The sequence below is a fragment of the Micromonospora purpureochromogenes genome (genome assembly GCF_900091515.1).
Classification (GTDB): domain Bacteria; phylum Actinomycetota; class Actinomycetes; order Mycobacteriales; family Micromonosporaceae; genus Micromonospora; species Micromonospora purpureochromogenes.
The window spans coordinates 139738-163688 of sequence record NZ_LT607410.1; the positions used below are offsets into that span (position 1 = coordinate 139738).

The 23951-nt window shown below is 72.7% G+C and carries 23 protein-coding genes and 1 riboswitch; of the genes, 5 read left to right on the forward strand and 18 right to left on the reverse strand.

Annotation, left to right across the window (positions count from 1 at the left end; genetic code table 11):
• Positions 1-192: 192 nt before the first annotated feature.
• The 7 genes from mqnC to paaA form a co-directional block, all read right to left on the reverse strand.
• On the reverse strand, positions 193-1383 hold the full coding sequence (gene mqnC, locus GA0074696_RS00645) for a cyclic dehypoxanthinyl futalosine synthase (protein ID WP_088959284.1): 1191 nt from the start codon (positions 1381-1383) through the stop codon (positions 193-195).
• 96 nt (positions 1384-1479) lie between these two features.
• Positions 1480-2001, reverse strand: coding sequence for a hypothetical protein (locus tag GA0074696_RS00650; RefSeq protein ID WP_088959285.1), 522 nt, complete (start codon positions 1999-2001; stop codon positions 1480-1482).
• A 76-nt stretch (positions 2002-2077) separates the two neighbouring features.
• Entirely contained in the window at positions 2078-3187 is a 1110-nt protein-coding gene (gene paaE / locus GA0074696_RS00655) for a 1,2-phenylacetyl-CoA epoxidase subunit PaaE (RefSeq protein WP_088959286.1), read from the reverse strand.
• Entirely contained in the window at positions 3184-3660 is a 477-nt protein-coding gene (gene paaD / locus GA0074696_RS00660) for a 1,2-phenylacetyl-CoA epoxidase subunit PaaD (RefSeq protein WP_088959287.1), read from the reverse strand. The genes paaE and paaD overlap by 4 nt, the downstream gene beginning before the upstream one ends.
• A 55-nt stretch (positions 3661-3715) precedes the next feature.
• Complete coding sequence (gene paaC / locus GA0074696_RS00665; RefSeq protein ID WP_088959288.1) at positions 3716-4441, reverse strand: 1,2-phenylacetyl-CoA epoxidase subunit PaaC; 726 nt, start codon at positions 4439-4441, stop codon at positions 3716-3718.
• Positions 4438-4725 (reverse strand): 1,2-phenylacetyl-CoA epoxidase subunit PaaB, encoded by a 288-nt coding sequence (gene paaB / locus GA0074696_RS00670; RefSeq protein WP_088959289.1) that lies wholly within the window; start codon positions 4723-4725, stop codon positions 4438-4440. The genes paaC and paaB overlap by 4 nt, the downstream gene beginning before the upstream one ends.
• Positions 4722-5789, reverse strand: a complete 1068-nt coding sequence (gene paaA, locus GA0074696_RS00675; RefSeq protein WP_088959290.1) for a 1,2-phenylacetyl-CoA epoxidase subunit PaaA — start codon at positions 5787-5789, stop codon at positions 4722-4724. Before paaA ends, paaB begins: the two co-directional genes overlap by 4 nt.
• Before the next feature lie 369 nt (positions 5790-6158).
• Here paaA and GA0074696_RS00680 point away from each other — a divergent pair, with 369 nt between their 5' ends.
• Positions 6159-7157, forward strand: coding sequence for a hypothetical protein (locus GA0074696_RS00680; RefSeq protein ID WP_088959291.1), 999 nt, complete (start codon positions 6159-6161; stop codon positions 7155-7157).
• Positions 7157-8092 carry a serine hydrolase gene (locus tag GA0074696_RS00685; protein ID WP_088959292.1) on the forward strand — a complete coding sequence of 312 codons (936 nt, stop codon included), beginning with the start codon at positions 7157-7159 and terminating at the stop codon, positions 8090-8092. Before GA0074696_RS00680 ends, GA0074696_RS00685 begins: the two co-directional genes overlap by 1 nt.
• A 94-nt stretch (positions 8093-8186) precedes the next feature.
• Here GA0074696_RS00685 and GA0074696_RS00690 read toward each other — a convergent pair whose 3' ends face one another.
• Genes GA0074696_RS00690 through GA0074696_RS00700 form a run of 3 tightly spaced genes read right to left on the reverse strand, consistent with a single transcriptional unit; the run spans position 8187 to position 10999 of the window.
• Entirely contained in the window at positions 8187-9038 is an 852-nt protein-coding gene (locus tag GA0074696_RS00690) for a menaquinone biosynthetic enzyme MqnA/MqnD family protein (RefSeq protein WP_088959293.1), read from the reverse strand.
• Between the two features lie 33 nt (positions 9039-9071).
• Entirely contained in the window at positions 9072-10373 is a 1302-nt protein-coding gene (locus GA0074696_RS00695) for an MFS transporter (protein WP_088959294.1), read from the reverse strand.
• A gap of 41 nt (positions 10374-10414) precedes the next feature.
• Complete coding sequence (locus GA0074696_RS00700) at positions 10415-10999, reverse strand: ArsR/SmtB family transcription factor (protein WP_088959295.1); 585 nt, start codon at positions 10997-10999, stop codon at positions 10415-10417.
• Positions 11000-11519: 520 nt separating this feature from the next.
• Between GA0074696_RS00700 and GA0074696_RS00705 the strand changes: the two genes are divergently transcribed.
• A complete protein-coding gene (locus tag GA0074696_RS00705) occupies positions 11520-13643 on the forward strand; it encodes a HelD family protein (protein ID WP_088959296.1) in 2124 nt (707 codons plus the stop codon).
• A gap of 171 nt (positions 13644-13814) precedes the next feature.
• Complete coding sequence (locus GA0074696_RS00710; protein WP_088959297.1) at positions 13815-14576, forward strand: VOC family protein; 762 nt, start codon at positions 13815-13817, stop codon at positions 14574-14576.
• Between the two features lie 55 nt (positions 14577-14631).
• Here the strand turns inward: GA0074696_RS00710 and GA0074696_RS00715 are convergent, their stop codons facing one another.
• The 4 genes from GA0074696_RS00715 to GA0074696_RS00730 all read right to left on the reverse strand — a co-directional run bounded on the left by GA0074696_RS00715 (position 14632) and on the right by GA0074696_RS00730 (position 19698).
• Positions 14632-15408 (reverse strand): ABC transporter ATP-binding protein, encoded by a 777-nt coding sequence (locus GA0074696_RS00715; protein ID WP_088959298.1) that lies wholly within the window; start codon positions 15406-15408, stop codon positions 14632-14634.
• Entirely contained in the window at positions 15405-16472 is a 1068-nt protein-coding gene (locus GA0074696_RS00720) for a FecCD family ABC transporter permease (RefSeq protein WP_088964278.1), read from the reverse strand. The genes GA0074696_RS00715 and GA0074696_RS00720 overlap by 4 nt, the downstream gene beginning before the upstream one ends.
• Positions 16473-16620: 148 nt before the next feature.
• On the reverse strand, positions 16621-17559 hold the full coding sequence (locus tag GA0074696_RS00725; RefSeq protein ID WP_088959299.1) for an ABC transporter substrate-binding protein: 939 nt from the start codon (positions 17557-17559) through the stop codon (positions 16621-16623).
• A 110-nt stretch (positions 17560-17669) separates the two neighbouring features.
• Positions 17670-17731: riboswitch (cobalamin riboswitch) on the reverse strand.
• Positions 17732-17841: 110 nt separating this feature from the next.
• Entirely contained in the window at positions 17842-19698 is a 1857-nt protein-coding gene (locus GA0074696_RS00730; protein WP_088959300.1) for a M14 family metallopeptidase, read from the reverse strand.
• Between the two features lie 204 nt (positions 19699-19902).
• Here GA0074696_RS00730 and GA0074696_RS00735 point away from each other — a divergent pair, with 204 nt between their 5' ends.
• On the forward strand, positions 19903-21231 hold the full coding sequence (locus tag GA0074696_RS00735; protein ID WP_088959301.1) for a peptidase C39 family protein: 1329 nt from the start codon (positions 19903-19905) through the stop codon (positions 21229-21231).
• Positions 21232-21343: 112 nt separating this feature from the next.
• Here GA0074696_RS00735 and GA0074696_RS00740 read toward each other — a convergent pair whose 3' ends face one another.
• From GA0074696_RS00740 to mqnE, 4 genes are read right to left on the reverse strand one after another with little or no spacing between them, the layout of a single operon-like run.
• Complete coding sequence (locus GA0074696_RS00740; RefSeq protein ID WP_088959302.1) at positions 21344-21820, reverse strand: hypothetical protein; 477 nt, start codon at positions 21818-21820, stop codon at positions 21344-21346.
• A 49-nt stretch (positions 21821-21869) separates the two neighbouring features.
• Positions 21870-22157, reverse strand: coding sequence for a DUF4229 domain-containing protein (locus tag GA0074696_RS00745; protein ID WP_088959303.1), 288 nt, complete (start codon positions 22155-22157; stop codon positions 21870-21872).
• A 43-nt stretch (positions 22158-22200) separates the two neighbouring features.
• A complete protein-coding gene (locus tag GA0074696_RS00750; protein ID WP_088959304.1) occupies positions 22201-22623 on the reverse strand; it encodes a hypothetical protein in 423 nt (140 codons plus the stop codon).
• A gap of 23 nt (positions 22624-22646) precedes the next feature.
• Positions 22647-23816, reverse strand: coding sequence for an aminofutalosine synthase MqnE (gene mqnE / locus GA0074696_RS00755; protein WP_088959305.1), 1170 nt, complete (start codon positions 23814-23816; stop codon positions 22647-22649).
• Between the last annotated feature and the right edge of the window lie 135 nt (positions 23817-23951).

Sequence of the window (23951 nt, forward strand, 5' to 3'; positions counted from 1 at the left end):
CCCGTGGGAAGATCGGCAGGGTACGCCGCCGCACGCTAGCGGCCGTCGACCGGTCCCGCCACCCCGTGCCGGGCCGTCCGGCCGGGCACCATCCACCGGAGCGCCCGGATTGCCACAGCTTGTGGGGACCGCCGCGGCCGGCCTCTCGCCCGAACGGTCACCGGGAACGCGCCACCCGGCGACCGCCGCCGGTCAGCGGGCGTCCACCAGCGGCAGCGACTTCCCGGCGCCGCCGCCGGGCATGGCGATCGAGGAGAAGTGCGAGACCACCCGCTCGTCGGTCGGGTCGTCGGCCGGGGTGTGGTGCACCGCGAGGCGGCGGTAGAGGGTGTCGCGCTGGGCCGGGATCCGGCCGGCCGAGCGGATCATGGCGATCAGCTCGTGCAGGTTGGAGCGGTGCCGCGCGCCGGCCGAGGAGATGACGTTCTCCTCCAGCATGATCGAGCCCAGGTCGTCCACGCCCATGTGCAGCGAGAGCTGGCCGACGTCCTTGCCGGTGGTCAGCCAGGACGCCTGCAGGTGCGGCACGGTCTCGAAGAAGAGCCGGGCCACCGCGACCAGCCGCAGGTACTCCAGCGTGGTCGCCTGGGTGCGGCCCTTGAGGTGGTTGTTCTCCGGCTGGTACGTCCACGGGATGAACGCCCGGAAGCCCTGGGTGCGGTCCTGCACGTCGCGGATCATCCGGAGGTGCTCGATCCGCTCGGCGTTGGTCTCGCCGGTGCCCATCATCATCGTCGCGGTCGACTCGATGCCCTGGCGGTGGGCCAGCTCCATGACCTCCAGCCAGCGCGCGCCGGACTCCTTGAGCGGGGCGATGGCCTTGCGCGGCCGGTCGGGCAGCATCTCGGCGCCCGCGCCGGCGATCGAGTCCAGCCCGGCCGCCTTGATCCGGGCGATCGCCTCGTCCAGGCTCACGCCGGAGACCTTGGCCATGTGCAGGATCTCGCTCGGCCCGATCGAGTGGATGGCGAGCTGCGGGTACGCCTGCTTGACCGAGGAGAAGAGCTCCTCGTAGTACTCGACGCCGTAGTCCGGGTGGTGGCCGCCCTGGAGCATCACCTGGGTGGCGCCCAGCTCGACCGCCTCGCCGCACCGGCGCAGGATCTCCTCGGTCGGGTGGGTCCAGCCCTCCTTGTGCTTGGGGGCCCGGTAGAACGCGCAGAACTTGCACGCCGTCACGCAGACGTTGGTGTAGTTGATGTTGCGGTCGATCAGGTACGTGACGATGTTGTCCGGGTAGCGCCGGCGGCGTACCGCGTCCGCCGCCTCGCCCAGCGCGTGGAAGGGCGCCTCGGTGTAGAGCAGCAGGGCCTCCTCGGGCGTGATCCGCCCGCCGTCCGCGCCGCGCTGCAGGATGTCGTCGATCTCCCGGCTCACCGTCACGCCTCCGAGCCTACGTCGGCCCCCGGCGGCACCGCACCGGGCACCGCCACCGGTGACCCGCGCCCCACGAGCGGGGACCGGGCCGGCACGCTGGGCTCACCGGCGTTCCCACAGCGTGTAACGGAAGATGAGGACGCGCGTCACGACGTCCGGCGGGCTCTCGACGGTGAGCAGCGCGCAGCGGCCGTCCGCGGTCCGTACGCAGACGTCCGTCCCGGCCGCCAGCTCGTGCACGCCGTCGAGCGTCCCGTCCCAGCTGCCGGCCTCCAGGCACCGCCGCACCTCGTGGTCGGCGCCGGGGCTGACGACGGCCAGCCCGCCGGGCTCGCGGACGCCCAGCCGGTCGGCCCGCTGGGTGAGCAGGAGGTCGGCGCCGGGTGCCAGCTCGCCGCCCGCGACCCCGCGGGCCAGGTCGAAGCTCTGCCCGTCGGCGAGGGTCAGCCGCTCACCGCCGCGCACCGCCACCCAGCCGGTGTCCGCGACCGGCCCGGTACCCGTCGGACGGGCCTCGGGCGACCCGGCACCGGTCGGCAGGTTGACCACGACCAGCACGGCCAGCACGGTGGCGACCACGACCAGGGCCACCGCGACGACGGTCGATCCGGGCGGACGGGCCATGGGCCATCATGGCACGCGAGGCAGACCCGACCCAGTTACCGTCATCGATTGTTTACCCGGCGGAAACCGGCAGCGGTCAGGCGTCGTAGTCGACCGTGAGCCGATCGGTGGTCGGGCTGGACTGGCAGGTCAGGACGTACCCGGCGGCCACCTCGTCGGACTCCAGGGCGTAGTTGCGGGCCATCGTCACCGCCCCGTCCACGACCTTCGCCTTGCAGGTGGAACAGACGCCGCCCTTGCAGGCGTACGGCAGCTCGCCGCGGACCTTGAGCGCCGCGTCCAGCACCCGCTCGTCACGCCCCATGGTGAAGCTCGACGACCGGCCGTCGAGCAGGATCGTCACCTCCGCCCCGGCGCCGGGTTCGTCGCTCGGGCGGCGCACCGGCTCCGGCGGGGCGTCGACGTGGAACAGCTCGGTGTGCACCGCCGACTCGGGCAGGCCGCGCCCGGTCAGCAGCTCCCGGGCGGCCACCACCATGCCGAACGGGCCGCAGAGGAACCACTCCTCGATGACGTCGCCCGGCACGATGGTCTCCAGCAGCCGGCCCAGCCGCTCGGCGTCGATCCGCCCCGACAGCAGCGGCGACTCGCCCTGCTCGCGGGAGAGCACGTGCACCAGGTGCAGCCGGGTCGGGTAGCGGTCCTTCAGGTCGGCCAACTCCTCGGCGAACATCACCGTGTTGGCCGTGCGGTTGCCGTACACCAGGGTGAAGGTGCTGGCCGGCTCGACGGCCAGGGCGGTCGCGACCAGCGAGAGCACCGGGGTGATGCCGGAACCGGCGACGACCGCGCCATAGTGCCGGACCCGCTCCGGCGCGAACGCCGTGGTGAAGTGCCCCAGCGGGGGCAGCACCTCGACGGTGTCGCCGCCGCGCAGCGCCCCGCAGGCGAACGCGGAGAACGCGCCGCCGGGGATCTCCCGCACGCCGATCCGCAGCCGGCCGTGCCGCGCCAGCTCGTCCGGGGTCGAGCAGATCGAGTACGACCGCCGCACGTCCGCGCCGTCCGCGCCCTCGCGGCGCACGGTGAGGTGCTGGCCGGGGGAGAACGCGAAGGTCTCCCGCAGCTCCTCGGGCACGGCGAAGGTGATCGCCACGGCGTCGTCGGTGAGCCGGTCGACGGCGGCGACGGCCAGCGGGTGGAAGGCCGGCCGGCGGCGGACCGGTCGGGTGATGGTGACAGTCACAGCGCCTTCAGGTGGTCGAAGGGTTCGGAGCAGGAGCGGCAGCGCCAGAGGGCCTTGCACGCGGTGGAGCCGAAGCGGCTGACCTGCTCGGTCTCCGGGGAGCCGCAGCGCGGGCAGCGGACGGCCAGGGTCAGCGGCACCACGGTCGCGGTCCGGGCCGGAGCGGGCGGGGCGATGCCGGCGGCGGCCAGCTTGGCCCGCCCGCTGTCGGAGATCCAGTCGGTGCTCCAGGCCGGGCTGTAGACCGTGCGCACCTCGGCGTCCGGGTGACCGGAGGCGGCCAGCGCCCGGCGGATGTCCGCGCGGATCACGTCCATCGCCGGGCAGCCGGTGTAGGTGGGGGTGATGGTCACGACGACCCGGCCGGTGGCCGGGTCCTCGTCGACCGCCCGCAGGATGCCGAGCTCGTCGATGGTGATGACCCGGATCTCCGGATCCACCACCGCCGCCACGGCCGCCCTGGGGTCGGTCACCAGTGCCGCCTTCCGTTCGCGGCTGCGGGGCTCCGCTCCGCTGCACTCCTCGCGCTCACCATTTCGCCCCGGGATGCGCGCGGTGCAGCACCTGCATCTCGGCGAGCAGGTACGACAGGTGCTCGGTGTGCACGCCGGCGCGCCCGCCGGCCGGCGCCCAGCCGGTCTCCGGGCGGGTCAGCGTCGCCTCGTCGAGCACGGCGGACACGACGGCGTCGAAGTCGGCCCGCAGGGTGGCCGGGTCGACCGGCGCCGCCGGGTCCGCCGTGAACAGCTCGTGGTGGTACGGCCAGAGAAGGTCCAGCGCGGCCTGGGCCCGGCGGTGCGACTCCTCGGTGCCGTCGCCGAGCCGCTTCACCCACAGCGAGCCGTGGTCCAGGTGGTAGGCGGACTCCTTGCGCGCCTTGGCGCCGATCGCGGCCAGCCGCTCGTCGGCGCACCCGGCCAGCGCGGTGTAGAGCGGCAGCTGGTACGCCGAGAGCAGCAGCAGCTTCACCATGCTCACCGCGAAGTCGCCGTTGGGCAGCTCCACCAGCAGGCAGTTGCGGAACTCCCGGTCGTCACGCAGGTACGCCAGCGCGTCCTCGTCCCGGCCGGCGCCCTCCAGCTCACCCGCGTACGACAGCAGCAGGCGGGCCGCGCCGAGCTGGTCGAGGGCGATGTTGGCCAGCGCGATGTCCTCCTCCATCTCCGGCGCGCGGGTGGCCCACTCGCCGAGCCGCTGCGCGGCGACCAGCGCGTCGTCGGCGAGCGCGAGGGTGAAGCCGAAGGGGCCGTTCACAGGTGCGCCACCCCGTCCGGCACCTCGTAGAAGGTGGGGTGGCGGTAGACCTTGTCGGCGGCCGGGTCGAAGAAGGCGTCCTTCTCGTCCGGGCTGGACGCGGTGATGGCGCTCGCCGGCACCACCCAGATCGACACCCCCTCCTGGCGGCGGGTGTAGAGGTCGCGGGCGTTCCGCAGGGCCAGCTCGGCGTCGGGGGCGTGCAGACTGCCGACGTGGGTGTGCGACAGCCCGCGCCGGGCCCGGACGAACACCTCCCACAGCGGCGAGGACTCCTTGCTCATGCGGCCACCTTCTGCCTCTGCTGCGTCCGCTTGGCGGCGTACGCCGCGGCGGCCTCACGTACCCAGGCGCCCTCGGTGTGGGCGCGGCGGCGGTGTTCCATCCGCTGCCGGTTGCACGGGCCCTCGCCCTTGATCACCCGCAGCAGCTCGTCGTAGTCCGGCTGGGTGTAGTCGTAGGCCTGGCGCTCGTCGTTCCAGCGCAGGTCGGGGTCGGGCAGGGTGAGGCCGAGGATCTCGGCCTGCTGCACGCACATGTCCACGAAGCGCTGGCGCAGCTCGTCGTTGGAGAAGCGCTTGATCTTCCAGGCCATCGACTGCGCGGAGTGGGTCGAGTCGCCGTCCGGTGGGCCGAACATCGCCAGTGACGGGTACCACCAGCGGTCGACGGCGTCCTGGGCCATCGCCTTCTGCGCGGGGGTGCCGTGCGCCAGCGTGTGCAGGATCTCGTAGCCCTGCCGCTGGTGGAACGACTCCTCCTTGCAGACCCGGATCATCGCCCGCGCGTACGGGCCGTACGAGCAGCGGCACAGGGGCACCTGGTTGACAATCGCGGCACCGTCCACCAGCCAGCCGATGGCGCCGACGTCGGCCCAGGTCAGCGTCGGGTAGTTGAAGATCGAGCTGTACTTCTGCCGCCCGTTGAGCAGCATCTCGACCAGTTCGTCCCGACTGATGCCGAGGGTCTCGGCCGCCGCGTAGAGGTAGAGCCCGTGGCCGGCCTCGTCCTGCACCTTGGCCAGCAGGATCGCCTTGCGCTTGAGCGAGGGGGCCCGGCTGATCCAGTTTCCCTCGGGCTGCATGCCGATGATCTCGGAGTGCGCGTGCTGGGCGATCTGCCGGATCAGCGTCCGGCGGTACGCCTCGGGCATCCAGTCGCGCGGCTCGATCTTCTGGTCCGCGTCGATGACGTCGGCGAAGTAGGCCGCCAGGTCCGCACCGGGCTCCGGGGCACCGCGCCGACCGCGCGCCGCCGCCTCGCGCAGCGCCGCCTCGGCCGCCTCGACCTGACCGAGCAGGTCACCACCGGGAGCGTCCCCCTCGGCGGCGAAGTCGTTGCCATACATGGCCCAAGTGTTACAGCTCATCCCGGATGACACCAGAGGGTGTAACAGGATTGGGAGAAGCCTCTGCGTCACCGGACAGCCGCCCCGGGTGGACACCTGCACCAGCTCCAGGGTGTGACATGCATCACTTGCCGGAGATGAATCCCCCTAAGGCCGGCATACCTGCTGTTTGTCCCGGGTTCACGGCAAGTTGCCGTGCGTCGAGTTCTGGCGAGTCGCCCGTCCGGACGTAGACTTCCCCCGGTCATCACCGATCGGCTGCTGACGATCGCCCCACGACGACGGCCATCCCCCGGCCTCAGCGGTCGAGCCGACCCATGCGGAAACAGCCGGTCCCCCCCGGCCCTGACATCTGGAGTTCACCCACTCATGCGATCTCGCGTGACCATGGTGCTCGCCGTCCTGGCGGTCCTGCTCGGCGCCGGCCTGCTGGTGCCCACCGCGTACGCGAAGCTGGCCGGCGACGGCAGCGCCCTCGGCGGCATCGGTGGCGGCTCGGCGGAGCAGGTCCCCGCCCCGACGCCCACCCCACCCCCGCCGCCGACCCTGGCCGCCGGCCCGGTCTCGGTGAACTTCAGGGGCGAGTTCTTCGGCTGGGCCCTGATGGACCGGCAGACCGGAAAGATCTCCGGCTCGAAGAACATGGCCTCGACCAGCTCGACCGAGTCGATGCTCAAGGCCTGGATCGTCTCCGACTACCTGCGCCAGCTCGGCGACAAGGAGCCGACGGCCTCGCTGAAGAGGGACGCGAGCCTCGCGATCCGGGACAGCAACGACGACGCGGCGAACCGGGTCTACAAGGCCGCCGGCGGCTCGTACAAGGTGCCGGCGGGTGGGCAGCCGGGCCCGGTGGTCAAGCGGGCGATCAGTATCTGCGGCCTCACCGACACCACGCGCGGCACCGCCCCCGGCTACCAGGGCTGGTGGAGCTTCACCCGGATGTCCCCCCGGGACGCGGTCAGGCTCGGCGACTGCATCGCCGACGGCAAGGCCGCCGGCCGCAAGTGGACCAAGTGGGTGCTGAACGAGATGGCCAACGTCCGCGGCAGCGTGAGGCAGCAGCAGGAGCGCTCCGGCGGCGGGAAGTGGGGCATCGTCGACGGCCTGCCCGCCGAGATCAAGGCCCAGGGCCCGGTGAGCATCAAGAACGGCTGGACCCCCATCAACTCCGACGGCAACTGGCACGTCAGCTGCCTCGCGGTGACCGACAAGTGGAGCCTCGCGGTGATGCTGCGCTACCCGCAGGGCAGCAACCCGAAGAATCCGGAGTACGGCGCGAAGGTCTGCGCCAGCGTCGCGACCCAGCTGGTCACGCCGCAGCCCGGTGCGGCGCTGAAGGTGCCGCAGCAGCCGGTCGGGAAGCTCTGATGGCCGGCAGCCGCCGCGGTGACCGGCGGAACACGCCGCTGAAACTGGCCGCCGTCGCCGCCATCCTGATCGGCCTGGTGCTGGTGTCGCTGCGACTGCTGCCCGGCTCACCGCTGCAGTCAACCGCCGCCTCGCACTGGGGCGAGCCGACCCCGGACCGCTCCACCGGCGAGCCCACCGATCGCAGCAACCGCGCGAAGCCGGCCCCGTCCCCGACCCCGTCGCTGGAGCCGCTGCCGTTCTCCGACGAACAGATCGACCTCGACCTCAAGGGCTGGTACGCCTGGAGCGTGCTGGACACCCGGACCGGGAAGATCATCGGCTCGGAGAACATGGACGAGACCAGCACCACCGCGTCGCTGATCAAGTCCTGGATCGTCGCCGACTACCTGCGCCGGGCCGATGACGCCGGCCAGCAGCCGAGCGGGGCCAAGCTCGCCGAGGCCACCCGGATCATCCGGGACAGTGACAACACCCTCGCCGAGAAGTTCTACAACAGCGTCGGGCGGTCCCCCTCGATCAAGCGGATGGTCTCCATCTGCAAGACCACCGACAGCAGCCCGGCCGCCGACGGCGGCTGGAGTCGGACGAACCTCTCCCCCCGGGACACCGCCCGGCTCGGTGCGTGCATCAAGGACGGTCGCGCCGCCGGCCCGAAGTGGACGAACTGGCTGCTGAACGAGATGCGGCAGGTGCGCGGCGAGGGTGACTTCGGGATCCGCAAGGCGTTCCCGGCCGCGGAGCAGAAGACCATCGCCATCAAGAACGGCTGGGTCGACCGGACCAGGGAGCAGGAGATGCACATCAACTGCCTGGCCATCGGCGACAACTGGACGATGGGCGTGATGGTCCGCTACCCGATCGGCATGGGCTACGAGTACGGCATGAAGAACTGCCAGAAGATCACCGAGGCGGTGCTCCGGTCGGACACCTGAGCCGGTTGCCCGCCGTGTCGCCGATGTGGCGGTGTCCCCTCAGCCGGGGCACCGCCACATCGGCGTTCTGGTGTCGATCAGCCCGTCGGCGCGGTCAGCCGGCGAAGAACTCGGGACCGCCGTCCGGCAGCGCCGGGGCCTCGCCGATCGCCGCTGCCCGCCGGGCGAACTCGCGCAGCCCGGCCACCTGCCGCTCGCCGAGGGAGAAGTCGAGGGTACGGAAGTACGTGGCGAGGGTCGCCGCGTCGAACGGCTCCCAGCGGGCGGCCGACTCGGCCACCTGGTCCAGCTCGGCCAGGCAGAGGTCACGGGAGCGCAGGAACGCCTCGTGCACCTCCTTGACCATGCCCGGGTGGGCGGCGGCGAAGTCGCGGCGTACCGCCCAGACGGCGAAGACCATCGGCAGTCCGGTCCACTCCCGCCAGGCCTGCCCGAGGTCGGTGACCTCCAGCCCCCGGCGCGGGGCCTCGTAGAGCGCGCGCAGCGCCACGTCGCCGATGAGCACGCCCGCGTCGGCCTCCAGCAGCATCTGGGTCAGGTCCGGCGGGCAGCGGAAGTAGTCGGGGCGGACGCCGTACCGCTCGCCGAGCAGGAGCTGGGCGAGGAGCACCCCGGTACGCGAGGTGGAGCCGAGCGCGACCCGGCCGCCGTCCAGCTCGGTGAGCGGCTTCGTGGAGACCACGTTGACCGAGAGCACCGGCCCGTCGCTGCCGACCGCCAGGTCGGGCAGGAGCAGCAGCTCGTCGGCGTTTCGCAGGTACTCCACCTGCGAGATCGGCCCGATGTCCAGGTCACCGGCGACCAGCGCGGCGCTCAGCCGGTCCGGCGAGTCCTTGTGCAGGTCGACGTCGAGCAGCGCGCCGGAGCGCATCAGCCCCCAGTAGATGGGCAGACAGTTCAGAAACTGGATGTGCCCGACCCGGGGGCGCGCCACGCGTTCAACCATGACCCGACCGTATCCCCGTGCTCGTCGGCCTGCTCAGCGGCCCGGCACCGGAGTGGCCAACTCCGCATTCACCACCCGCCCACCGGGCTCGACCGCCGCTGCCGGCGCGACCGGGCCGACGGCCGATCCCGCGCGCCGGACGGCGCGGACGACCACGGGCACGAACGCGAGCACGACCAGCAGGCCGGCGACCCCGGCCACCGCGATCAACGGGCGCGGCGGCAGCACCGCCAGCAGCGCGCCGCCGGCCAGGTACCCGGCCATCGAACCGCCCTGGACGGCCGCGCCGTAGGTGGCGTAGGCCCGGGCCCGCAGCGCCTCGGGGGCCCGCCGGGCGGTCAGCACGTTGGCGAAGACGTTCTCCCCGCCGTTCGCCGCGCCGCCCACCAGCCAGAGCGGGACCAGCAGTCCGGCCGCCGGCACGGCGGAGGCGAGGACCACCACCAGGCAGCAGCCGCCGAGGGTGACCAGCACCCCGTAGACCAGGGCGCCGTCGTCGGTGAGCCGGCGGGCCAGCCGCGCGGCGAGCCAGCTGCCCGGCAGCATGCCGGCCATCCAGGCCGCGCCGACCAGCCCGTAGACGGTGGCCGAGCTGTCCAGCGTGTCGCGGATGAAGAACACCTCGATCACGTTGATGCCGCCGATCGCGGCGATCACGGCGGCCGTGGTGACGACCATGGCCAGCAGCAGCGGGTCGCGGCGCAGCCGCCAGGCCGGCGCCGGTCCGGTGCTGGTCGCGGCCGTGGCGGTCGCGGTCCGCCGGCCACCCCGGCGGGTACGCAGCAGCAGGCCGGCGACCACCAGCGCGAGGTAGCTGACGGCGTCCAGCAGCAGCGGCACGCGGGTGCCGAACTGCCCGACCAGCAGCCCGGCGAGCACCGGGCCGGCGAGCGCGCCGAGGGAAACGGCGGTCTGGTTGACCGCGCTGGCCCGGGGCAGGTCGTCGGGGCGCACCATCGCGGGCAGCAGCGCGGCCAGGCAGGGCTGGGTGACCGCGAGCCCGCAGGCGAGCAGCGCGACCAGCCCGATGACCAGGACCGGCTGCTCGGCGAAGGCGAGCAGGGCGCAGAGCGCGGCCTGCACCAGCCCGACGCTGACCAGCAGCCGGCGGCTGTCCACCCGGTCGGCGAGCCGCCCGGCGAGTGGGGCGAGCACCACCAGCGGCAGGGTCGCGGCCAGCAGCAGCCCGGAGACGGCGAGCCCGCTGGCGCCGGCGGCCTGGAGCGCGAGCGCGAGCGCGGTGGCGGCGAGGAAGTCGCCGCAGATGGTGGTGCCGCGCGCGGTGGCGGCCAGCCAGACGTCGGGCCAGCGGGAACCGCCAGGTGTGAAGGACATGCTTCGAAAATAATCCTTCACACCTGATCCAATCAACCCCCTTACGCCAGCGGCACCGCCTTGTACTGCACCGCCACCGACCGCGCCCCGGCGGGCCGGTCGGTCTGCCGGTTCCGTTGCCGGTACGGCCGCAACAGGGCCAGCACCGCCTCGTTCAGCTCGGCCAACTCGGCGGCGGTGAGCAGGAGCATGCTGTCGTTGAACAGGGCCACGTCGTACCACTCGGGAGGCTCGTCCCCGGCGCGCCGCAACCAGTCCCGGGTCCGCTCCATGTCCCGGGCGGCGTGCGCCTCCACCAGCGCCTGCTCGGCGGCGCGGGCCTCGGGGCCCGCGTCCCGGCCCGCGTCGACGAACCAGTGGTGGCTGAACGTGCGCCAGACCCGCTCCCGCGCGTCGCCCCGGCTGGGCGCCTGCTCCACCAGGCCGAACTTCGCCAGCGCCCGCAGGTGGTAGCTGGTCGCGCTCGGCGACATGCCGACGACCTCGGCGCACTCGGTGGCGGTCGCGCCACCCTCCCGGGTGCTCAGGTGCTCCATGATCGCGATTCGGGCCGGATGGGCCAGCGCCCGCATCACCTGCGGGTCGCTGATCGTCATCCGGCGCTGCTCGGGCCGCGCCTCCGTCATCCCCCCATGATCCCGCCCCGCGCCCCGGCGGGACCAGCACCGGTCCGTCCCGCCCGACACGGCAGGCCGCTCAACGCCCCCGCCGACTGCCCGCACCCACCGGCTGGGTCCTGGCAGCACCCTGTGGACCTGATGACGTAAACGACTCACCGGACCGGAAGCCGTCACGACCGTCGCCCGCGCTGTGCGATGCCAAGGTCGTGCCGAGCCGGCGCCGAATCGTTTGCGACATCAGCTCCAAAGCGACGTGTAAAGCACCGCAACCTCCCGACGGCCGGCTGCCGCCCGGCTTCGGACGCCGGCCAGTAGCTCGGGCGCAGGCGCCGGACCGGCGGGCGCGGCATGTGCGACCGAGGGCCGGCGTAAATGCGTGGCCGCCGCCGACGGCGAGGCGTAACGTGGAGCGCCGCGCGCGGACCGCGCGTCTCTCCTCACCGGGCACAGCCGGTACCGCGTCTGACGGAGCGCCGGGCGGCCCAGGTCAACCGATCACACGAACGCCACCGGAAGGTCGCCTCGGATGACCCGTGCCGCCACGCCCACCACCGACCCAGACCGGCCCTCGACAGCCGCCGAGACCGACCCGGCCGACACCCTGGACGCCCAGCTCGCCGCCGAACGAGCCCACCTGGACACCTCCCGCGCCGCGCTGCGCCGGATGCGGGAACGCGCCGAAGCCCTCTTCTCCACCGGCGACAAGGTCGCCGGGGACGCCTACACCGCCGAGCAGCTCGGCCGGCACATGGCCCGGCGGGTCAAGGAGCTGGCCGACGACCCGACCACCCCGCTCTTCTTCGGCCGGCTCGACTTCGGCCACACGGATCCCGACCATGCCGGACGCGAGTACCACGTCGGCCGGCGGCACGTCACCGACGAGCGGGGCGAGCCGCTGGTGCTGGACTGGCGCGCCCCGGTCTCCCGGTCGTTCTACCGGGCCAGCGCCCGGGAACCGCAGGGTGTCGCCGTCCGGCGGCGGTTCGGATTCAGCGGCGGCGCGCTGACCAGTTTCGAGGACGAACGCCTCGACCGGGGCGAGGAACTGGGCACGGCCAGTAGGATCCTCACCGCCGAGATCGAGCGCCCGCGCGTCGGCCCGATGCGCGACATCGTCGCCACCATCCAGCCCGAGCAGGACGAACTGGTCCGGGCCGACCTGGCCGACTCGATCTGCGTGCAGGGCGCGCCGGGCACCGGCAAGACGGCGGTCGGGCTGCACCGGGCCGCGTACCTGCTCTACCTGCACCGGGAGCGGCTGCGCCGCTCGGGAGTGCTGATCGTCGGGCCGAACCGGGCGTTCCTGTCGTACATCGCGGCGGTGCTGCCGGCGCTCGGCGAGGTCGAGGTCGAGCAGGCCACGGTCGAGGACCTGGTCACCCGGGTGCCGGTGGGCGCGGTCGACCACCCCGCCGTGGCCACGCTGAAACACGACGCCCGGATGGCCGCGGTGCTGCGCCGGGCCGTCGACGCTTACATCGGCGCGCCGACCGAGCCAATCATGGTCTCCGACGGCTCGTTCCGCTGGCGGATCAGTCTCGACCCGCTGCACCGGGTGGTCGAGGAGATCCGCCGGGAGGCCCTGCCGTACGCCACCGGCCGCGATCGCGTCCGGGCCCGGGTGGTGGGGCTGCTGCAACGACAGGCCGAGGCGCGCCGGGCCGAGTCGCCCAGCGACGCCTGGCTGCGCCGGATGGCCAAGACCCGACCGGTCACCGCCTTCCTGGACGCGGTCTGGCCGGCGCTCACCCCGGAGGGGCTGGTGCACACGCTGCTCGGCGATCCGCAGGCGCTCGCGGCCGCTGCCGACGGGCTGCTCACGGCCCAGGAGCAGGCGCTGCTGGGCGGCGGCAGCGACACCACCGCGCGGACCGGGACGAAGCTCGGCCGCACCCCGAGGACGACGAAGTGGACCGCCGCCGACGCGGTGCTGATCGACGAGGCCGCCGGCCTGATCGAACGGCCCGCCGGCTTCGGGCACGTGGTGGTCGACGAGGCGCAGGACCTCTCCCCCATGCAGTGCCGGGCCATCGCCCGGCGCAGCGAGCACGGCTCGATCACCCTCCTCGGCGACCTGGCCCAGGGCACCGCCCCGTGGGCGGCCACCGACTGGCGGGAGTCCCTAACCCACCTGGGCAAGCCGGACGCGGTGGTGGTGCCGCTGAGCGTCGGCTTCCGGGTGCCGGCGGCGGTGGTCGCGTTCGCCAACCGACTGCTGCCCGCGCTCGCCGTCGACGTACCCCCGGCGCGGTCGCTGCGCCGCGACGGCGGGCTGGACGTGCGTACCGTGACCGACCTGGACGCGGCGACCGTGGCCGAGGTGCGGGCGGCGCTCGCGCACGACGGTTCCGTCGGCGTGATCGCCGCCGACGACGCGGTGGACCGGCTCCGCGCGGCGCTGGCCGCCGCCGGTGTCCCGACCGCCACCGCCGACGACGTCGAGACCGCGGCGCGGGTCACCGTGGTCCCCGCGACGCTGGTCAAGGGCCTGGAGTACGACCACGTCGTGGTCGTCGAGCCGGCCGCGATCGTCGCCGCCGAACCGCGTGGCCTGCACCGCCTCTACGTGGTGCTGACCCGGGCGGTGTCCCGGCTGGCCGTGCTGCACACCGCGCCGCTGCCCGCCCCGCTCGCCGACCCGGCCGGCTGAGGGCTCGGCGCGGGCGCACGGGGCGGCGGGGCCGGCTGGGCGTACCGGCGGGACGAGGGTCGCCGGTACGGCTGACCTTTCGTCCGTTTCCGCCACACCCGACGGCGCGACGGTGCCAGGATGCCGGCAGGGCGTGCCGTCGACGGCCGCCACCGGCGGAGAGGGGCCATCGTGAGCGGCGTCGAGCCCGGCACGCCCTGCTGGGCCGACCTGGCCACTCCCGACCTGGAGGACGCGAAGCGCTTCTACCCGGAGCTGTTCGGCTGGACCGGCCGGGTCTCGCCGCAGCCGGAGGCGGGCGGCTACACGGTTTTCCTCAAGGACGGCCAGGCGGTGGCGGGCGCCGGACCGCCGGCCACCCCGGACCAGGTGCCGATCTGGTCCACGTACGTGGCCACCGACGACGCCGACCTGGCCGCCACCCGGGTCGAGTCGGCGGGCGGGCAGGTGCTGGTCGCCCCGTTCGACGTCTTCGACCAGGGCCGGATGGGAGTCTTCGCGGACCCGGCCGGCGCGGTGTTCAGCGTCTGGCAGCCGATGGCGATGAGGGGTGCGGAGCTGTTCAACGTCCCCGGCGCGATGTGCTGGAACGAGCTGGTCACCCCGGACCCGGAGGGCGCGAAGGCCTTCTACGAGCTGGTCTTCGGCTGGCACCCGGAGGACGAGCCGATGGATCCGGTCCCCTACACCGGCTGGCGGTGCGGGGCGCGGATCGTGGCCGGCATGATGCCGCCGCTCGGCGACGACTTCCCCGCCGACCTGCCGGCCTACTGGTCGGTCTACTTCGCGGTGGCGGACACCGACGCGACCGCCGCCCGGGCCGCCGCGATCGGCGGCACCATCCTCGTCCCGCCCCGGGACATCCCCCAGGGCCGCCTGGCCGCCCTCCGCGACCCGCAGGGCGCCCTCTTCTCCGTCATCGCCCTTCCCTGACCCCACTGTCGGTGATCCGGCACGCCTGGTCGACGGTCCGAAACCGGCGCGGGGGTCAGTGGGGGCGGATCGGCACCACCAGCGGGCCGTGGTCGCCGTCGATGACGCGCACGTGGGCACGGTAGTACGTGGCGAGGAGTTCCTGGGTGAGGACCTCGCGGGGCGGGCCGGCGGCGACCACCCGGCCGTCGGCGAGCAGCACCAGCCGGTCGGCGTACTCGCCGGCGACGGAGAGGTCGTGCATGGTGGCGAACACGGTCAGCCCGTGCGCCCGCCGCAACTGGTCGACCAGCTCCAGCACCTCCTGCTGGTGGCCGATGTCCAGTGCGCTGGTCGGCTCGTCCAGCAGCAGCAGGGTGGCGCCCTGGGCGAGCGCCCGGGCCAGGAAGACCCGCTGCCGTTCGCCGCCGGAGAGGGTGGCCAGCTCCCGGCCGTGGAAGGCGGCCAGGTCCAGCCGGTCCAGCACCTCCCGCACGGCGGCCAGGTCGGCGGCGGACTCCCGCCCCAGCGGCGGGATGTACGGGGTGCGGCCGAGCAGGACGTAGTCGAGCACCGACATCCCGGCCGGCACCACCGGGGACTGGGCGACGGTGGCCACCACCCGGGCCCGCTCCCGGGGGCGCAGCGCGCGCAGCGGCGTACCGAAGAGGGAGACGGCGTGCGGCGCGCGCAGCAGGCCGCCGACGGCGCGCAGCAGGGTCGACTTGCCGGCGCCGTTCGGGCCGATCACGGTGACCCACTCACCGGCCGCGACGGTCAGGTCGACCCCGGCGAGGATGGGCGCACCGCCCAGCCGCACGTGCAGGTCGCGGACCTCGACGGCGGGCGTCACGACAGCACCCGCCGGGAGGTGCGCAGCACCAGGACGAAGAACGGGCCGCCGAGCAGCGCGGTGACCACGCCGATCGGGATCTCGGCCGGAGCGGCGACGGTGCGGGCCACCACGTCGGTCAGCGCCAGGAACGCGCCGCCGAAGAGCATCGACAGCGGCAGGATGACCCGGTAGCTGGAGCCGGCGAGCAGCCGCACGGTGTGCGGGACGATGATCCCGACGAAGCCGATCAGCCCGGAGGCGGAGACCGCCGCCGCGGTGCCGAGCGAGGCGGCGGCGATCAGCAGGTAGCGGGAGCGCTGCGGGTGCAGCCCGAGGCTGGCCGCCTCGTCGTCGCCGAGCGACAGCACGTCCAGCTCGCGGCGGTGCAGCAGCACCACGACCGCGGTGAGCGCGAAGTACGGCAGGACCAGCAGCACGTCGTGCCAGCCGGCGGTGGCGAGCCGGCCGAGCAGCCAGGAGTAGACCAGCTGGATGCTGTCCGAGTGCCGTTGCAACAGGTACGTCTGCCCGGCCGAGAGGAACGCCGAGACCGCCACCCCGGCCAGGATCAGCGTCGCCGGGGAGCGGCCGCGCGCGCCGGCCACCCCGAGCACGTACGTCATCGCCACCGCGCCGAGCGAACCGACGAACGCGGCCAGCGGCACGGTCAGCGACAGCCCGGTCAGCGCCGCACCAGCCGCGCCGAGGGAGATCACCGCGGTGACCGCCAGCCCGGCGCCGGCCGCCACGCCCAGCAGGTACGGATCGGCCAGCGGGTTGCGGAACACCCCCTGGTACGCGCCGCCGGCCAGCGCGAGCAGCGCGCCGACCAGCAGGCCGAGCACCACCCGGGGCAGCCGCAGCTCGGTGACGATGGCGGTCTCACCGGCGGTCAGGCCGCTGTCCAGGTGCACCCCGGGCAGCAGGTTGAGCAGTTCGGCGGCGACGCTGCCGGGCGGCAGGCTGACCGGGCCGAGCGACACCCCGGCGACCACGGCGACCAGCACCGCGCCCAGCCCGGCGGCCAGCCAGCGCCGGCGCAGCCCGGCCGGCCGGGCCGTACCGCCGGACCCCGACCGCACCGCCGGCGGGCCGCCCGGAGCCGGCTGGTCCGGAGCCGAAGCGGACCCGGCGGGGTCGCGGGCGGCGGGCACGCCGATCGGCCGGGACGCGTCGGGCGTCCCGGCCGATCGGGGTTGCGTGGGTCGCACGGTCACCGGCGACGAACGGTCACGCCGGCACCTTGGCGACCGCGTCGACGACCGTGCGGAGCTGGTCGACCACCCGCGGACCCCAGCGCGAGGCGATGTCGTCGTCGAGGACGACCACCTGGTTGTTCTTGACGGCGGTGAGGCCGGCCCAGCCGCTGCGCGCCTTGACCGTCTCCGGGGTCTGCTGGCAGCACTTGGTGTCGGCCAGGAAGACGAAGTCCGGGTCGGCCTTGACGATCACTTCCTGGGAGAGCTGCGGGTAGCCGCCGTTCTTGCCGTCGGCGTCCGAGGCGTCGGCGATGTTCTCCAGGCCGGCGAGGGCGTAGAGCGAGCCGATGAAGGTCTTGCTGGTCGCGGTGTAGAGCTCCGGGCCCAGCTCGTGGTAGTAGGTCAGCTTCTCCGACCGCTGCGGCAGGTCCTTGACCAGCTTGGCGATGTCGTCCTTCATCCGCTTGGTGACGTCGGCGGCCTCGGCCGGGTGACCGGTCAGCGCGCCCAGGTCGGTGATCTGCCGGTAGGAGTCGTCCAGGGTGGCCGCCGCCGGGGTGAGCAGCACCGGGATCTTCAGTGTGGTGAGCTGGTCGACGATCTTGTTGGTGTCGTTGGAGAGCACCACCAGGTCGGGCGTCTTGGCCGCGATCGCCTCGGCGTTGGGCTGGAAGCCGGACAGGTCGCTCTTCGGCGCCTCCGGCGGGTAGTTCGAATTGTCGTCGACGGCGGTGACCTGCTTGCCGGCGCCGATGGCGAAGAGCATCTCGGTCGCGCTCGGCGACAGCGAGACGATCTTCTCGGGGCGCTTCTCCAGCGTCAGCTTGCCGACCGTGACGGGGAAGGTGGCCGCCGCGCTGCTGCTGCCGGCGGCGGGGGTGTCGTTCGAGGTCTTCTCGGCGCAGGCGCCGAGGGTCAGTGCGGCCACCGCGAGGGTCGCGGCGAGCAGCCGGGGGGTACGTCCGGACATCTGTCCTCCTGTCGGTCGAGGAGCGTGGTGCTTCGCCGACAGGAACCTGCGCACCCGTCCGCGAGGCGCCCTTCCTCGAGAGCGCGTGTCGCGACCACCTACGCAGGCGACCTGGCTCGTCCCCGCGGGGCGGGGCATCACAGTTGCGGGACAGCGCCGGTTTCGCACCGGCTTCGCTGCGGGGTTGGTCGGAGCCACGGTAGCGCACGACCAGCGGAGATCGTCCGGACGGGAGGGGTGGGTGGGGTCCCGCCGGGGGCGGAACGGGACCCCACCCGGCTATCAGGAGCTGGTGATGGTGACGTTGTCCACAGCCGCCTCGACCAGGCTCGCGCCGGAGGCGTCCGCCGCCTCCACCACGATCCGCACCGACTGCCCGGCGTACGGGGTCAGGTTGAGGTTCGCCACCGCCCAGGCGGCGTCCCGGTCGGTGGCCGCGCCCGCCTGGTTGAGCAGGGTGCTGGTGCCGCCGTTGTGGATCACGCTGACCCGCAGGTAGTCCGCCGACGAGGCGTTCGACCCGTGCGCCAGGTACCAGGCGAGCGAGAGGGTGAGCGTGCCGGTGGCCGGGAGGGTCACCGCCGGGGACCGGGCGCTGGTCACCCCGCCGTCGACGTCGTGGTCACCCGCCGCGGTGCCGGCGAGCCGGCCGGTGACCAGGTCGTTGGCGCCGGCGTACGGGACGAGCTGCTTGGCCCCGGAGGAGTTGGTCGCCTGGGCGGCGCCCCGCTCCCAGAGCCCGGTGGTGGCGGTGTCCGTGCCGGCCGGGTTGGTGGTCCAGCCGGTGGCCGTCTCGAAGGTGTCCGACCAGACCGTGGTGCCGCCACCGCCGCCGCAGTACTGGGACTGCTTGCCGATCGCCCGGTACGGGCAGTCGGCGTACTCGGAGAGCAGCAGCACCGCCTCCCGGTTGCGGGAGGTCTGCGCGGGGATCACCTCGTCCGGCGGGTAGAAACCGCCGCCGGTGGCCGAGCCCGGGTACATCTCGAAGGTGTACGCCCAGATGCCGTGGGCGGCCCACATCCAGTCGATGCTGGTGCCGTCGGCGATGTAGAGGTCGCTGGACTGCTCCGGGGTGTAGCCGTTGGTGTTCGCCATCTGCTGGCCGATGGTGGCGAAGGTGCTGTACTGGTCGGCGCTCATCCCGGTGGGGGTGTTCGCGGTGGTGTAGCCGAACGGCCAGAGCACCAGCTGCGAGTAGGTGTGGAAGTCGATGTTCGCCTTGATCTGCTGCGTCCCGCCGACCACCCGACTGTTGACGAAGTTGCGCAGCGCCTGGGTCTCCGGGGCGGAGAAGGCGGACGGGCCGCGGTACGTCTCCGACGAGGTGGTGCCGGACGAGCCGCCGCAGCAGCCCCACTGGTACGACCAGTTCCGGTTCAGGTCGGTGCCGACATAGGTCGATCCGCTGTTGGGCTGCCGGTTCTTCCGCCAGGAGCGGTACGAACCGGTGGCGATGTCGTACTCGCTGCCGTCGGGGTTGACCGTCGGGACGATCCAGATCTCCCGGGAGTTGACGATGTTGGTGATCCGGGAGTCGCTGCCGTAGCTGTCGGTGAAGAGGTTGAGCAGGTAGATCGCCATCTCGACGGTCAGGTGCTCCCGGGCGTGCTGCTGGGCGTTGAAGAGGATCTCCGGTTCGTTCTCGTCGGTGCCGACGTTGTCGGAGATCTTCACCGCCATCAGGTCGCGACCCTCGTACGACGTACCGATGCTGATCTTGCGGGCGATGGCCGGGTGGTCCGCGACCGCCTGGTTCACGACGGCGGTCAGCTCGGCGTAGTCGTGGTAGTTGGAGTCGGCCGGCGGGAAGGCGAGGGTGCCGGTCTCGCCGGCGGGGGCCGGCGCGGGTTGGGACTCCAGCCGGAAGCCGAGCCGGGTGATCGCCGCCGCCTCGGCCCGGGTGGCCGAGACGTGCAGGACGCCGTGCTCGGAGTAGTCGATCGCCGCGCCGGTGCCGGCGACGGCGTTCCGGTCGGCCAGGGTGCGTGGTCCGAGCACCCGGTAGCCGGCGGCGGCCGGTTCCGGATCGGGGGCCGGGCGGGCGGAGACCGGCCCGGCGGTGACGGTGACGAGGCCGAGCCCGACGGCGACGGCCAGCGCCAGCCGGCGGCGGAGTGGGGACGTGCGGAGGGCCATGGACAACCTCCTCGGGGTACGGGAGATCCCGTTGTCCGCACACTTCACCAGGAGTCACATGGTCATATCAACATTCATCATTGTCACGGTCCATCTCAGCCAGGTCCTCCTGCCGGCAATAATTTTCTATCTCTAGACATCTGGCGGAACTTCCCTCCGAGCGGGACAGTGAACGGCAAAGGTTCCTCACCTCGCGGAGTTGCCATGGCCAGCAAATCCCTGCGCGCCCTCGCCCTCGCCGGCGTCGCCGCGCTCACCCTCCTCGGCACCGCCGTCCCGACCCAGGCCGATCCGGTCACCACCCTCGTCCACGACGAGCAGATCACCTGGCAGGACTGGACCAGCGACACCGACTGGGCGACCGGCGACGCCGCCGGCACGGTGGTCACCGCCGCCGGGCTCAGCCTCGGCACTCCGGTCGGCACCACCGTCTACAAGGACCCGCACAGCAAGAGCAAGCGGAGCTGGGCGTACGGCACCTGGACGTCACCGGTGACCGAGGTCGGCTTCGACGCCACCGAGCTTGTCACCTCCTGGAACGCCGACACCCCGGCCGGCACCTGGATCCAGGTCGAGCTTCAGGGCACCTACACCACCGGCACCCAGACCCCCTGGTACGTGATGGGGCGCTGGGCCTCCGGTGACGCCGACATCAAGCGGACCACCGTCGACAAGCAGGGCGACAAGACCTCGAGCATCTGGACCGACACCTTCGCCATCGACGACGCCGCGGCCGGGGTGCTGCTGCGGGCGTACCAGCTGCGACTGACCCTCTACCGGGACCCGGCGGGCACCGCGTCGCCGGTGGTCCGCACGGTCGGCGCGATGAGTTCGCACGTGCCCGACCGGTTCACCGTCACGCCGAGCGCCGGCGGCATCGCCTGGGGCACCGAGCTGGCCGTGCCGCGCTACTCGCAGAACATCCACTCCGGCCACTACCCGGAGTACGACGGGGGCGGCGAGGCCTGGTGCTCGCCCACCTCGACCGAGATGGTCGTCGAGTACTGGGGCCGTAGGCCCTCGGCGGCCGACACGTCCTGGGTGGACCCCACCTACCCGGACCCGACGGTCAACCACGCTGCCCGGATGACCTACGACTACCAGTACGACGGCGCCGGCAACTGGCCGTTCAACACCGCGTACGCGGCCACCTTCGCGGGGCTGGAGGGTCGGGTGACCCGGCTGCACTCGCTGGACGAGCTGGAACGCTTCATCGCGGCCGGCATCCCCGTGGTGACCAGCCAGTCGTTCCTCGCCAGCGAGCTGGACGGCGCGGGTTACGGCACCTCCGGCCACCTGATGGTGGTGGTCGGCTTCACCGCCGACGGTGACGTCATCGCCAACGACCCCGCCTCGTCCAGCAACGAGGCGGTCCGGAACGTCTACCAGCGGGAGCAGTTCGAGCAGATCTGGCTGCGGACGAAGCGGACCACCGCCAGCGGCGGCACCGGCAGCGGCTCCGGCGGCATCGCCTACCTGATCAAGCCGACCGACGTGCCCTGGCCCGTTGTCGCGGGGTCCACCAACTGGTGACAGCCGGCACCGACGCGACGAGCCCGGCACGAGTTCCGTGCCGGGCTCGTCGTTGGGGCTTTCGCTAGGGGCTCGCCGGTCAGGGCGGGCCGTCAGGATTCCTGGCCCTGGCTCAGCGGGACGGGGCGAACGTGGTGGGCGGAGCGGACGTCTCGTCGGCGGTCCGCCGCCGACGGACCGTGCGGACCATGATGACCACCCAGGCCACCGCCGCGGCCAGACCGGCCACGGTGAGGCCGGTGACCAGCAGCCAGGTCGACCCGCCGGTGGTGGAGAAGACGCCCTTGCGGGCGCCCGTGTCGCGTGCCTCGGCCGTGCCGCCCCGGGTCAGCCCGTCCGGCGCGTCGTAGAGGATGACGTCGGCGCGCCGGGCGCCGCCCTCGGTGGCCACGAAGTCACCGTGCCACTCGCAGTTGCGCCGGGAGCACTCCTCGGCCACCGCGGTGAACGTGCCCGGCGTGCCGCCACCGTTCTTCGCCTCCCAGGTCGGGGCGAGGTCGGTGGCGCCCAGCATGAGTCCGATGGCGGCGATGACCGGCAGTCCGATCCAGACGAACACCTTCGTCCGCCACCCGTTGATCTTTTCCATGGCGGCAGACCCTAGCGGGGCGCTTCCGATTCCGCTGCCCCGGTGCGACCTAACCCTCGCGGTGCGGGTCGGCCTGGTCGGGCTGGTCCGGCTGGTCGTCGCCGGCCAGCGCCGACCGGAGCCGCTCCTTCTCGGCGCGGCGCCGCTCGGCCGCGACGGCCATCTCCTCGGCCATCTCGTCCCGCCAGCCGCGCAGCAGGAAGAACGAGGCGGCGGCGGAGAACGCCAGCGCCAGCATCAGCTTGAGGAAGATGTTCATGTCCACCGGCCAGAGGGCCAGCACGATCAGCACGAACAGCCCGATCCGGCCCAGCGTGTACTTGACCGCCGCGCTCACGTTTCCACTCCGTTCTCCGCCGCCGGGGTGACCCGGGGCGGGTTCAGCCCGTGCGTCGGGCCAGCCAGTGCACGCCATGGAACCAGAGCACCGCGTACACCAGGGTGAACGCGAGGGCGGCCAGGCCGCCGGTGAGCAGCGGCGCCAGGCCGGCCGCCACCCCGGCGACCAGCAGCCCGCCGACCACCGCGACCACGGCGGCGACCAGCGCCGCCACCACCCGGGCCGCACCGAACTCCCAGGCCCGGAAGTCGTCCCAGTACAGCCACGCCGGCAGGATCACCGCCAGCCAGCCGTTGGTGCGGCCGAACTCCCCCGCGCCGATCGAGGCGAAGGCCCAGTCGAACAGCACCAGCGCCAGCAGCCCGATGATCCACCCGGCGAGGCTGACCCCGAGCAGGTCGCCCAGGGTGAGGACGCGCCCCTCGGCGTCCCGCCGGGGGAATCCGCTCCGCTGTTCCGTCATGGTGCTACGAGGATACGGCCGGATCAGGCCCAGACCTGCTGGGGCTCGGAACGCCGCTCGGCCAGCGACGGGGCCTTGTCGTACTCCCGGACCACGTTGTAGCGGGTGTCCCGCTCGACGGGCTGGAAGCCGGCGTCCCAGATCAGGTGCAGCAGGTCGTCCCGGTGCATCGTGTTCGGGGTGCCGTACGAGTCGGCGTCGTGGGTGATCTTGTATTCCACGACCGAGCCGTCCAGGTCGTCCACGCCGAAGTTCAGCGAGAGCTGCGCGACCGACAGACCGTGCATCACCCAGAAGTTCTTGAGGTGCGGGATGTTGTCGAAGAGCAGCCGGGAGACGGCGAAGGTCTTCAGCGACTCGGCCGGCGACGCCATCGTGGTGCGGGCCTGGATCCGGTTACGGATCTTGCCGTCCGCCGAGTCGACGAAGTCGTGCTGATAGCGCAGCGGGATGAAGACCGCGAAGCCGCCCGTCTCGTCCTGCAGCTCACGCAGCCGCAGCACGTGGTCGACCCGGTGCCGGGGCTCCTCGATGTGGCCGTAGAGCATCGTGGACGGCGTCTTCATGCCCTTCGAGTGGGCCAGTCGGTGGATCCGCGACCAGTCCTCCCAGTGGCACTCGTGGTCCACGATGTGCTGCCGGACCTCCCAGTCGAAGATCTCGGCGCCACCGCCGGTCAGCGACTCCAGGCCGGCGTCCATCAGCTCGTCGAGGATCTCGTCGGCGCTCAGCCCGCTGATCTTCTCGAACCACTGCACCTCGGTGGCGGTGAAGCACTTGAGCTTGACGTTCGGCAGCGCCGCCTTCAGCTCGCGCAGCACCTTGGGGTAGTAGCGCCACGGCAGGGTCGGGTGCAGGCCGTTGACGATGTGCAGCTCGGTGAGCTGCTCGTCCTCCATCTCCTTGGCCTTGCGGACGGCCTCGTCGATGCGCATCGTGTACGCGTCCTTCTCGCCCGGCTTGCGCTGGAACGAGCAGTACGCGCAGGAGGCGGAGCAGACGTTGGTCAGGTTGAGGTGCCGGTTGACGTTGAACATCACCCGATCGCCGTTGAGCTCGGTACGGCGGTGGTGGGCCAGCCGCCCCAGCCAGGCCAGGTCGTCGCTGTCGTAGAGCGCGATCCCGTCCTCCCGGGTCAGCCGCTCACCGGCGTACACCTTCGCTTCGAGCTCGCGCTTGAGTCCGGCGTCCATCGAAAGCCACGTCCCTTCCACCTGCGGTTCGCGTCGAGCCTACGTCGGTCCCCCGACGAGCCGGCAGCACGGGCACCGCCAGCGACATACTTCACCGGACTCTCAGGTACCCGTGACCGGGTGACGCATCGACAT